Annotated in this window: 9 protein-coding genes and 2 pseudogenes; 6 read left to right on the top strand and 5 right to left on the bottom strand. The window is 58.4% G+C overall.

Annotated features, from left to right (window positions below):
• Together AC2VNM_RS01205 and AC2VNM_RS01200 are read right to left on the bottom strand one after the other, a co-directional pair.
• Nucleotides 1–161 (bottom strand): annotated as a pseudogene (locus tag AC2VNM_RS01205) (ISAzo13 family transposase); the annotation flags it as partial.
• Nucleotides 162–260: 99 nt separating this feature from the next.
• On the bottom strand, nt 261–566 hold the full coding sequence (locus tag AC2VNM_RS01200) for a hypothetical protein (protein WP_486912730.1): 306 nt from the start codon (nt 564–566) through the stop codon (nt 261–263).
• 389 nt (nt 567–955) lie between these two features.
• Here AC2VNM_RS01200 and AC2VNM_RS01195 point away from each other — a divergent pair, with 389 nt between their 5' ends.
• The 6 genes from AC2VNM_RS01195 (at nt 956) to AC2VNM_RS01170 (ending at nt 7,137) form a co-directional block, all read left to right on the top strand.
• The gene (locus AC2VNM_RS01195) at nt 956–1,486 is read left to right on the top strand and encodes a hypothetical protein (RefSeq protein WP_486912729.1); all 531 of its coding nucleotides are present in this window, start codon (nt 956–958) and stop codon (nt 1,484–1,486) included.
• Between the two features lie 528 nt (nt 1,487–2,014).
• Nucleotides 2,015–3,301 carry an OprD family outer membrane porin gene (locus AC2VNM_RS01190; RefSeq protein WP_483165489.1) on the top strand — a complete coding sequence of 429 codons (1,287 nt, stop codon included), beginning with the start codon at nt 2,015–2,017 and terminating at the stop codon, nt 3,299–3,301.
• Nucleotides 3,291–4,376, top strand: coding sequence for an ABC transporter ATP-binding protein (locus AC2VNM_RS01185; protein ID WP_483165490.1), 1,086 nt, complete (start codon nt 3,291–3,293; stop codon nt 4,374–4,376). The genes AC2VNM_RS01190 and AC2VNM_RS01185 overlap by 11 nt, the downstream gene beginning before the upstream one ends.
• Before the next feature lie 10 nt (nt 4,377–4,386).
• Entirely contained in the window at nt 4,387–5,364 is a 978-nt protein-coding gene (locus AC2VNM_RS01180) for an extracellular solute-binding protein (RefSeq protein WP_483165491.1), read from the top strand.
• The gene (locus AC2VNM_RS01175; protein ID WP_483165492.1) at nt 5,361–6,983 is read left to right on the top strand and encodes an ABC transporter permease; all 1,623 of its coding nucleotides are present in this window, start codon (nt 5,361–5,363) and stop codon (nt 6,981–6,983) included. The genes AC2VNM_RS01180 and AC2VNM_RS01175 overlap by 4 nt, the downstream gene beginning before the upstream one ends.
• Nucleotides 6,984–7,002: 19 nt before the next feature.
• Nucleotides 7,003–7,137 (top strand): hypothetical protein, encoded by a 135-nt coding sequence (locus AC2VNM_RS01170; RefSeq protein WP_486912727.1) that lies wholly within the window; start codon nt 7,003–7,005, stop codon nt 7,135–7,137.
• A gap of 31 nt (nt 7,138–7,168) precedes the next feature.
• On the opposite strand, the pseudogene AC2VNM_RS01165 reads toward AC2VNM_RS01170, so the two are convergent.
• The 3 genes and pseudogenes from AC2VNM_RS01165 to AC2VNM_RS01155 form a co-directional block, all read right to left on the bottom strand.
• Nucleotides 7,169–8,989 (bottom strand): annotated as a pseudogene (locus AC2VNM_RS01165) (efflux RND transporter permease subunit); the annotation flags it as partial.
• Nucleotides 8,990–9,225: 236 nt separating this feature from the next.
• A complete protein-coding gene (locus tag AC2VNM_RS01160) occupies nt 9,226–9,567 on the bottom strand; it encodes a glutaredoxin family protein (protein ID WP_483165494.1) in 342 nt (113 codons plus the stop codon).
• A gap of 91 nt (nt 9,568–9,658) precedes the next feature.
• The gene (locus AC2VNM_RS01155; RefSeq protein WP_483165495.1) at nt 9,659–10,054 is read right to left on the bottom strand and encodes a DUF302 domain-containing protein; all 396 of its coding nucleotides are present in this window, start codon (nt 10,052–10,054) and stop codon (nt 9,659–9,661) included.
• Nucleotides 10,055–10,546: the final 492 nt, after the last annotated feature.

Below are 10,546 nucleotides of genomic sequence, written 5' to 3'. Positions count from 1 at the left end.
ATGATGGACCCCCGCGCGACTCCGGTAGCCTCACTCACCCGCTTGACACCGCCATGACCCAGCACCTTCGCTTCTACTGCCGCATATAGCCGTCTCTGCCGCTCATCCAGTATCCCTTCGAGCGCTTGGTGTCGAGCGGCTATCAGTGCGTCTGCTTCCATGAGGCAAGACTATACCCGCTATATAGTGAGTACAATTTATTTATTTATGAATACTTAGTGGACAATTACCATCCTAGAGTCACTGACCTTTTTCTCGCACTAAAGCCAGAACACCACGACCTTCTGTGGCTTGTCCCCTTTTCTGCGGCTGCGCTGTTCGATGTGTCCCGTGATCTCTCCGCCGGCGTCGAGCTTTTGTAGTACGGCATCGCGGTTGCCGTCTTTACGATAAAGCCAACCGATGGGCGTTTTCGGGTGTCCTCCAAGCCAGATCCCCACTGCATCCCGATCATAGGGATTGCCCGTATCCCGAGAAATCCGAACCTGGTTATCCGATGGGATACCAGACAGGCCAGAAGCTTCAGGGAACTCCTGGTTAAATGCAAGATTTGAAATTCGTCGCATGGTTACCAGCTATAGCTTGAGGAACCAGTCATCGAAGCATTGGCCCCGGGCCAGTCGCAGTCCAATGTTGCCATGCAGACTGTAACAAAAGCATCTTTGAACATCGGGTATTCCTCCATATCAGAATCCGCCTGGGTATAGATCAAAGAATCTGGAGATACCTGAAGAGGCGCACCCGAGTCCGATCTATACCTGGCTAGGAATCAGACTCAGAGAGAGGGTGAGAAGGATGAACTACGGGGAAATCGAGATCCCAGACGGTCTGCTTTGTGGGAGAGCTTTTATCGAGGACGGGGCGCCAGACCTGCTCATCGCTGCAGCTTGGGCCATAAATGGGTATCAGTGCTCTGTTGACCATTTGCTGCAAGCAGAACCAGAGGAAGATATTGATGATGCGGAGTGAATCAAATCTCAACGCGATCCCGCAGGATCTGCGTAAAGAGCTTTCCTTGCTTGCCGACTTGCTTCCGGAACGGAGCCCATTGCCATATACAAAGGCCAAACTCCTAGTGCTGTCTTGGAGCAAGATCGGCCAAGATGCCCTGGCCTGGGCCGGAGCAAACCTGGTCATCAAGCTTGATCCAGCCCCCTACGAATCCGAAGATCCGGCATATGGCCCCACTCCCATGCAGACGGTGAACCGGTCGGTTGACCTTTGGAAGCCGTTCTCACCTGAGCACTGGCGAGAGCATATGCGAGGAATGAGCCTATTCGACTTGGCTGTTTACTTGAAACTGAAGGTAGGAACGTGGGGAACAACACCGATGGCCCGCCGGCGGCATGTCACAAAAGATCGGCTTGATGGTCTTGGACTTGGGTGTCAGATTCACCCTGCCAACTCGACTACCTCGCTCTTCATATGTGGCGAGCGATCATTGCTGGAGATTATCGAAACAGACCTTGCGGACCAGATCAAATAGGCTCTACAGGTAGAATCAGAAATAGCTAAAGCCTTCTACAACTGAAAACTCGCCTTTGTTTTACAATGGAAATATTTTGCCTTGGTCTGCCATTTTGTAGAAAGTATCCGCGCAGGAATATGCTATAAATACATGGCGTAAGCGAGATTGTAGGGCTAGAATGGGGTTCAGGTGGTCGGAGGTTCAAATCCTCTCGCCCCGACCAATGCAATAACCTGTTTGTCTATCCGGAACTGCCAGATTCCTGCTGATTTTCAAGCCGTTATTCTGCCATCACTCTTCGTTTCCGGTATCCTCGTCGTTCTGCATCTGACCTCATTTCTCCCTCTCGCCTGCCGGGGCTACTGAACTGCCAGGATCGGAACTTTCTTCAAGTTCTGAGACGTTGTCAGTGGCTATCTGACTCCCTTGGCTCTCACCGAGGGCAGAGCAAGCGATTGTCATAAAAAATTCACAAAAAGTTCATAAAACTGTCACATTGCTGCGTTATGATGCGAGTCTCAAGAAAATATCTGTGGACCGCCGACTATGCGCAATCGCTATCTTCTATGTTCCGCCCTAGCCTTGCTACCGCTGTACGGTCACGCCGATACCCTGGCGCAGATCATCAGGAATGGTTCTGTGAGTGGGGACATTCGCTCCTATTACTTCAGCAAACTATACGGCGCACCGAAGAAGGAAAATGAGGATGCCTACAGTCTGGGCGGTATTCTCAATGCCCGGACCGGGAGCTTGGACGGTTTCAGCGCTGGGGTGAGTTTTTTTACTGCCAATAGCCTGGGTACCCACGGCAGCGACAGCAAAAACGTGGATACCACCCTGATGGGCATTGCGCCATCCATCAATGCCTTGGGCCAGGCCTATTTGCAGTATGAGATGCCCAAGCGTCTGCTCATCCGGGTCGGCAATCAGGTCATCAATACCCCGTGGATGGGACCGCGCGACTCCCGCATGTTGCCCCAGACCTTCCAGGGTGTATTTGTCGAGCTGCAGCCTTTGCCGGGCCTGAAGATCGAAGGCATGCGCATCTTCCGCTGGAAGAGCCGGACCTCCGACGATTACTATCGCGACAATCTCTATTACCCAAGCAACTATGACGAAGACCCTCTGTACGGGGTGAAAAAGGTGGGGCTCAAGGCGGATACGCCGGCCAGCAATGGCACGTTGGCGTTTGGTGCCCAATACTCTGCTATGGGCGCCAAGTTGTCGGCTTGGTACTACAACTTCTATCAGTTCGCCAACCTGTTCTATGGCAGCGCTCAATACGGCCTGAAGATGGGCAGTGTTACTCCCTACCTCGCGGGACAGTTTTTGCGGGAGTGGGAAAGCAGCGGGATTCTGCAAAATTACCACGCGAAGCTCTTTGGGCAAGAAGGGACGGTGAACGCCACTCTCTGGGGCCTGAAGGCGGGAGTGAAGATTCCCCATGCCAATCTCTTCTTTGCCTACAACCAGCTCAACCCGCACGCCGACAGTTTCGGCGGTGGTGCCATCGTTTCCCCCTATGGCAATTATACCGCCATGTATGCCTCCTTCATGACGAACAATCTTCTGGCCTTTGGTCCCGGGCATGCCTGGCGCCTGGGTGCAGCCCTCGACGCGTGGCAAAAACAGATCCGTTTCCTGGCCGGCTTTGCCCACTTCGACACCAATTATGAGGGCAAAACCGATGGTGTGTATCTGGATTTGACCTATTTCCCCATGCAGGTCAAAGGTCTGAGCATTCGCGACCGGGTGGCCATCGACAATGGTCTGGCGGCCTATGACGGCCATTCTTTTATTTATAACCGCCTGATGCTGCAGTATGCCTTCTGACGCGCCGGCGGGGCTGCAGATCGAGGGCTTGCAAGTCGAATTGGGTGGGCGACCCATACTCGCAGACGTCCATTTGCAGCAGGCGGCGGGTAGCTACGCCTGTCTGCTGGGAGAATCCGGGTCGGGCAAAAGTACTTTGCTGGCGGTCATTGCGGGCCTGTTGCGTCCGCAACGAGGAACGATTTCTGTTCATGGCCAGCAGGTGAACGGGGATGGCATCTTCATCGCCCCAGAGCGACGGCAGATTGGCATGGTGTTTCAGGACGCCGCTCTCTGGCCGCACCTGACCGTGCTCAAGAATGTACTCTACCCACTGCGCGCGCGTCGGCAGGCGGTAGACAAGACCCGGGCCCTGGCCCTGTTGGAGCGCATGGCCATACCTGCCGCCGCTGCTCGCCGGCGACCCCACGAGCTTTCGGGGGGACAACAGCAGCGTGTCGCCATTGCCCGGGCCATCATTGCCAAACCCCGCATCGTGTTGCTGGACGAGCCGCTCTCGGCGCTCGATCACGGCGTGCGCGAGAACTTGCGTGAATTTCTCCACGAGCTCTTTGCCGAGGAAGGCATCACGGCCCTGCACGTGACCCATGATCCGAGCGAGGCCTTTTATCTGGGACACCGGGTCGGCGTTTTGAATGCCGGCCATCTGGAACAGTGGGACAGTCCGGAGAGCTTATACCAGCAGCCGGCGAGCCTGGTGGTGGCGCGCCTGGGTGGTTCGGTGCGGGCCCTGCATGTGCCGGTTTTGCAGCATGCGGGAAAGCAGGCCCTGATCCACTGGGAAGGTCGCCGCTGGCCGGTACCGGCATCTGCGGGGTTGAATGGCGCGACGCGCGCCACCCTGCTGTTGCGGCCAAACGATCTGGAAATCGATAAAGCACCCAGCGATGCCCCCGAGGCAACGGTGCGCCATGCTCACTGGCACGAAGGCCGTTATCTGTTGACGTTGCAGGCCACTGATGGCCAGGAGTTTCTCGCCCAGTCCCGCCGGGGGGATCTGGGACCGCGCCGGTGGCATCTGCGCCCCGATCACGGTTGGTGTATTCCCGTGCAGTCTTCCGCAAACGACCGATAGGAGTGCTTCGATGAAACGTCTAGTGATTGCCCTGCTGGGTCTGGGTCTGGCCAGTGCCGCCCATGCCGCTACCCTCACCCTCTACAGTGCCGCCCCGGCTACCCTGGCCAAATCCCTTGCCGCCGCCTTCGAAAAGAAGACTGGGGATCATGTCGAGGTCTGGACCTCCAGCACCGGCAAGGTCATGGCGCGTCTGGCCGCCGAAGCCAATCATCCCCATGCCGATGTCGTGATGGTCGCCGGCTGGTCGGCAGGACTGGATCTGGCGAAGCAGGGAATGGTCTACCCGTACCATCCGGCGGCTATCGAGAAGACCCTGGTCAAGCCCGCTCAGGTATCCGCTCCTTTCCTGCCCTATGGCCTGGATACCGTATCGATGGTCTTCAACACCAAGGCCCTGCCTGCAGGTGCCAAGTTGCCCGATAGCTGGTTTGCCCTGACCCAGCCTGAGTGGAAAGACCGGATTACGGCACCGAATCCGCTGTTATCCGGCACCGCTTCGAGCTTCCTGGTGGCGTTTGTGGATCGGTATGGCAACAAGGCCTGGCAGTTTTTGCAGGATCTGAAGGCCAACGGCACGGTATGGCCGGGTACCAATCATGCGGCGTTGTTGCCAGTACTCTCGGGCGAGCGCAGCGGCATGCTGGAGTGTGTGGGGCATGCCGCCGTCGCCGCCAAGGCGCAGGGCAATTCGGTCTCTCTGGTCTATCCCAAAGAAAGCACGATCGTCATCCCACGGCCGATCATGATTCTCAAATCTGCCCCGGATAAGAAGCTGGCAGAGCAGTTTGTCGACTTTGCGATGTCTCCGGCGGGGCAAAAGCTGGTCGCCAAAAACAATCTCTATCCTGCCCTGCAAGGGGTTCCGGCCAAGCCAATCATGGCCAAGATGGGCAGTTTCAAGGTGAGCTCCGTCGACTGGGCGAAACTGGCAGCGACGCAGCCTGCCGTGTTGGCGCGCTTCAAGAAGGATATTCTGGATCAGTGAGCCGCCTTTTCAATCATCTGCTGGTCTACCTCATCCTGGGGGTGCTGGTTTTAGCCCCCCTGGGGGCCATCATCTACGAGGCGCTGCAGCCGAGTGCTGGTCAGGTGCATGGGATCGCCCTGCTGCAACTCGGGGTCGACCAGCAGTTTCTAAAGTCCTTGTCCGGAACTCTGGGGATGGCCGGTCTGGCCGTCCTCTTTTCCCTGCCCATGGGGCTGGGCCTGGCCTTGCTCTTGTATTTCGTGCCACCGCGTCTCAGCCCCCTCTGGGAGGCGCTGATCCTGATTCCGTTTCTCATTCCTCCGTATCTGACCGCCGAGGCCTGGAGCCTCTTGACCGGACCCGTAGGAATGATCGAGCAGCTGACTGCCTGGCAAGCGTTGGGCACAACGCTCGAAGAGTTTTTGTTCTCGCTGGCCGGCATGGGCATGGTGATGGCCCTGCATCTCACTCCCTTGGTCTATATCCTGCTGCGAGCCGCCCTCGAGAATGGCAATCCGCGCTTGCTACAGGCAGCGCGGGTACATGGGTCCTCGGCCCTGGGTGCCTTTCGTTTGGGTATTCTGCCGCTACTGTTGCCCGCGCTGGCCGCAGCAGGACTGTTGGTCTTTCTCGACACCTCGGCAGAGTTTGGCGTGCCGGCCCTGCTGGCAGGCTATGCCGGAGTGCAGGTGCTCAGCACGAGCATCGAGGGGGCCACCAACGTCTGGCCGGTGGACCTACCCAAGGCCTCGGCCATTGGCCTGATCCTCTGTGCCCTGGGGGTGCTGGTCTGGTTTCTCTACCGGCCACTGGTGCGGAACAACGAGGGACGCATCCAGCGCCGTGCGCCAGCGCGCCGGGTATGGTGGAGTATCTTGCCGATTTCGATCTTTGCGCTGATCGGGATGATTCTGCCGTTGGCTGCGGTGGTTGCAGTTTCCCTGGAAAAGGCCCTGAGCGTGGGACTGCGGGGGAGCAATTTTACTTGGCACCATTATCACCATGTGCTCTCCCACAGCTCTTCTGGCCTCTCAGCCCTGGAGACCAGTCTCAGACTCTCCGCCCTGGTAGCGGTGTTTGGTATGGCATCGGCCTTGCTGGCCGCTAATCTGGTCCGCAAGGGTGGGCGCATCGCTGCCCTCGTCGATCTGCTGGCAACGCTGCCCATGGCCATCCCCGGCGTGGTGCTGGCGGTGGGCATGATCCTGTTCTGGAATGCCCCCTGGAACCAGCTTCCGGTCTTTGGACATCCAATCATCCTGGCCGTGGCCTATGCGACGGGAACTTTTCCCTTTGCCATCCGTTATGCCCGTACCGGTCTTGCGCAAATTCCCCCGCGCCTGGAGCAGGCGGGCCGGGTCCACGGCGGCTCACCCTTGCACTCGGTCTTGCGGATTCAGATACCTTCGCTTTGGCCCATGCTGGTGGGTGGAGCGACGGTGGTGTTCGCCCTGTCGATGCGGGAGCTGGTGGCCTCACTGATGCTGCAGCCGGCGGGCGTGCAGGTCATTTCTACCTATATCTACGGAAATTTTCGGCAGGGAACCATTGGTAATGGTATGGCCCTGTCGGTCATTGGCATTTTCAGTTCGGCGCTCATTCTCGGTCTGGCCCGGGGAGCGCTACTTCGTCGCTAAAACCATCAGGAGAAGCATCATGCCCTGCCGCCGCCCTGTACTTTCTTTTTTCGCCTTGACCCTACTGACTGTCTTACCCTTGGCAGCCCAGGCCGTCCCTGCTGAAATCATCCTCGTGCGCCATGGCGAGAAGATCATTCCTTTTCAACTCTGATGCCATTAGTTTCTCTTTGTCTATACTGTCTTCACCGTAGGCCCAGTCGCCGTTTTTGCCACAGGGCGTAGGGGGGGCAGGAATCACCAGCAGCGCCAGCAACGCGGCGCTGAACATGCCGCCCACCATTGGCGCGGCGATACGCTTCATCACATCGGCATCGGCACCATGGCTGAACATGATGGGTAGGAGGCCGCCCACCACCAGGGTAAAGGTCATGGCCAAAGGCCGTAGGCGCAGCATGGTCCCCTCGATGACGGCAACCTGAAGGTCATGCCAGTCCTGCAAGGCGCCGCGGGCTTGGTGACGGATGAGGGCCTGATCCAGATAGAAGAGCATCACCACCCCGAATTCCGCCGCCACCCCCGCGAGGGCGATGAAACCCACCGCCACTGAGAGTTTGTAGCCGAGCCAGCAGCCGCCTACCAGGGACAAGGGCAGGATGAGCAGGATGATGGCCACCTCGACCCAGTTCTTGAAGCTGAAGTAGAGGAGTAGGGCGATCAGGAGAATGACGGCAGGAATGTCCAGTTCCAGGCGCTTGGCGGCCTGCTCCATGACTTGATACTGGTCTACCCAGGAGAGGGTATAAGCTCCCGGAAGATGGGCGGCTTGCGCAATCGCGGCCTTGGCGCGGTCGGTGCGGACGACGATGTAGCGGCCACCGGTGATCCGGGCCGCATAGGCGCTTTGGGTGCCGGGGACCTTCCGCAAAACCGTTTGGATTTCCTGCCCCAGGCTGTACAGGGTAGCGAGATCCGTTCCGCCGACTTTGATGCCTAACGGCGTCTGGAGACCGGTAGTCAGCATATCCACCCACCCCTTGAGCGGCTGCGTCCAGATGTTGGACAGCCCGGGGATCTGCAGGGCTTCGTTCATCTCGCTTTATAGCTTGTGCATGGTCATCCTGGCGGGCCACTGGTCGGGATTCTTCAAATTCACCACCGTATCGAACATGGACAGAGGCGATTGATCCGTCGCTGTCTGAGCCCTCCCCGCCTCGCCGAAGACCGTCTCCACCTCGGGGAAGGTATTGAGGATGCGGTCCCTCTGCTGTAGGAGCGCGGCCGCTTGGCCGATGGAGACCGCTGGGTCCTGGGTAACCGGCATGTAGAGCAGCGTCCCCTCGTTCAGGGGCGGCATGAATTCCGATCCCAGGCGATTCCAGGGGTAATAGAAGGTGGCCGTGAGCAGCAGGGCGATGACCAGCATTATCCAGGGGGGGCGTAGGGCACCGTGGATTACCGGTCGGTAGAGAAAAGCCAAGGCCCGGTTCAGAGGGGGGTTGCTTTCCGGGAGAATGCGTCCGCGGATGAACCAGGCCATGAGGGTGGGCACCAGGGTTACCGAAAGAATGGCGGCGGCCACCGAAAATGTCTTGGTGAAGGCGAGCGGTGCGAACAGCTTGCCCTCCTCGCCGCCCAGGGGTCGACGCCGGACTCCTTTTCGAGATGCTTGTGCATATTCTCGATCATGACCATGGGGGCATCCATCATGACGCCGATGGCGATGGCGATGCCGCCTAGGGACATGATGTTGGCGGGGATCCCCAGAAGCCACGTGATGAGGAAGGCGGCCAGTATCCCCAGCGAGGCATCCTCCAGGTCTTTTAGTGAACGGATGTAACCCGAGGTGCGGACGATATAACTCGCTTCTCCCATGTCCACCACCGAGCTGCTGGTCTCCCCGTTAGCGGCCCGGATGGCGGCCTCCACCTCCGGCAGGGTCAGGTTGTAGGCGAGGAGTTTCTGCGGGTCCACCACCTGGTACTCCTGTACATGCCTCCTACCGTGGCCACCTCAGCGACACCGGAGATGCCCTGCAGCTCGTACTTGAGGAACCAGTTCTGCATCGCCGGATGGGAAAATGTCACGAAGCTGGCCATTGCCGGGGCTGGGAAGGCCATTTCAGGAAGCCTCAAGCCCCCTGGCGCATGACCTTCTGCACAGATGGATATGCATTGACCGGACATCGCCCCGGCATGCGGGCCCATGTCCAGAGCACCCTGGCAATGAGGCATGGCTGTCATGGGCATGCCTGGTATACCAGCGCAGGAAACGCCGAACGGCATGGCCACTGCGGCATTGCTCATCCATGTTCCGAGGAGGAACATGGCCAGCAAGGCGAGCAGGGGAAAATGTCGACGGATTCTCTGCGTATCGATGTCAGGAGGTTTTGGTCAGCCGATGGCGTTGAGGGCAATGTCGAGCTTTGCTTTTTGCTCGGCGAAAGTGCCATAAAAAAGGTATTGCCAATGACGGTGATGGGCGCTATGCGCACTCCGTAGCGCGCCTTGGCCTCGTCGGCCACCCCGGGGATGGTGATGTCCCTCTCCTCGAAGGCCAGTTCGCGGTCTCCAAGGTAGCGTTTGACGGCGGCACAATCCGGGCAGCCCGGACTGGTATAGAGCACTATCTTGGTATGAGTCATGATCTATCCTCCCGCTTCAAAGGCCATATTGCCGAGCGCTGCACTATTCCATGATGTCATTCGCCACTTGCCGTGCCGTCCCCGCAACCGATCAGCCGGCTACGCTATCGCGCACCCGTAGCAGCCTGGCACGCACCGCTTTACTGAGAGCGGTCACCTGCGGGTTGTCGACCATGCCGAGCACCGCAGCGGGGTCCATGAAAGCCACCATGACCTGGCCGTCGGCTTCTTCCCGGACAATGACGTTGCAGGGTAGCAGCAACCCGATGTCGGGGTCGGCTGCGATCGCCTGATGAGCAAACTGGGGGTTACACGCCCCTAGGATCTTGTAGGGCCGCGAATCAATCCCGAGCTTGGCCTTGAAGGTTGCGGCTACGTCGATCTCGGTCAGTACGCCGAAGCCTTCCGCTTTGAGGGCCTCCGTAACTTTTGCGAGGGCTGCCGGAAAAGATCCGGCGGTCGTGGTGGAAAAGGCATACATCGTCATGAAGTTGCTCCTTAATATCAATCGCGATTGCCCTCAAGCACCTGGCATTGCGGTCGCAGGCCGGCTACCCCTTGTCATAGCGGCTTGAGGCGCCTCCTTCTAGTCTTCGATGGCTATCTTAGACCTTGAAGTACGCTCCGGAGTCAAGGTGTGAAATTAACCCAAAAGCGCCTGGTAATCGGCCTGGGTTCGGCTAATGTGATAGGTGTTTTAGGACCATATCCGCCAATCAGCCAAGTGCCTGCTGCAAGAAAGGAGGGGCGGATTCAAGTTTGAAGCACAACACCTGCGCGTAATTCACTGACTTGTTGTGCCATGACTTCGGCGGGGGTCCGGAATCCTAGCGGCTTCCTCCCGGCAAAGGCGGAGCCCGCCAGTCGGAAGCGAGTCTTGCATGGGGCCGGTAACGGACCTCTTGAAGCGTAGACAGCGGGCACTAACGCCGTGTGGTAGCCTCGAAATCATGATCGCCGAAGTCTTCACTGTGCTGGT

Source organism: Acidithiobacillus sp. TH-A67 (genome assembly GCF_057473545.1).
The sequence above is the reverse complement of the archived record's forward strand: the minus strand, read 5'-3'. Positions and strand labels throughout refer to the sequence as shown.

What these genes read in the sequence shown, in the direction of transcription:
- AC2VNM_RS01195 (WP_486912729.1), top strand. Translation starts at nt 956, where the DNA reads ATGATGCGGAGTGAATCAAATCTCAACGCGATCCCGCAGGATCTGCGT.
- AC2VNM_RS01180 (WP_483165491.1), top strand. Translation starts at nt 4,387, where the DNA reads ATGAAACGTCTAGTGATTGCCCTGCTGGGTCTGGGTCTGGCCAGTGCC.
- AC2VNM_RS01190 (WP_483165489.1), top strand. Translation starts at nt 2,015, where the DNA reads ATGCGCAATCGCTATCTTCTATGTTCCGCCCTAGCCTTGCTACCGCTG.
- AC2VNM_RS01185 (WP_483165490.1), top strand. Translation starts at nt 3,291, where the DNA reads ATGCCTTCTGACGCGCCGGCGGGGCTGCAGATCGAGGGCTTGCAAGTC.
- AC2VNM_RS01170 (WP_486912727.1), top strand. Translation starts at nt 7,003, where the DNA reads ATGCCCTGCCGCCGCCCTGTACTTTCTTTTTTCGCCTTGACCCTACTG.
- AC2VNM_RS01160 (WP_483165494.1), bottom strand. Translation starts at nt 9,567, where the DNA reads ATGACTCATACCAAGATAGTGCTCTATACCAGTCCGGGCTGCCCGGAT.
- AC2VNM_RS01155 (WP_483165495.1), bottom strand. Translation starts at nt 10,054, where the DNA reads ATGACGATGTATGCCTTTTCCACCACGACCGCCGGATCTTTTCCGGCA.
- AC2VNM_RS01200 (WP_486912730.1), bottom strand. Translation starts at nt 566, where the DNA reads ATGCGACGAATTTCAAATCTTGCATTTAACCAGGAGTTCCCTGAAGCT.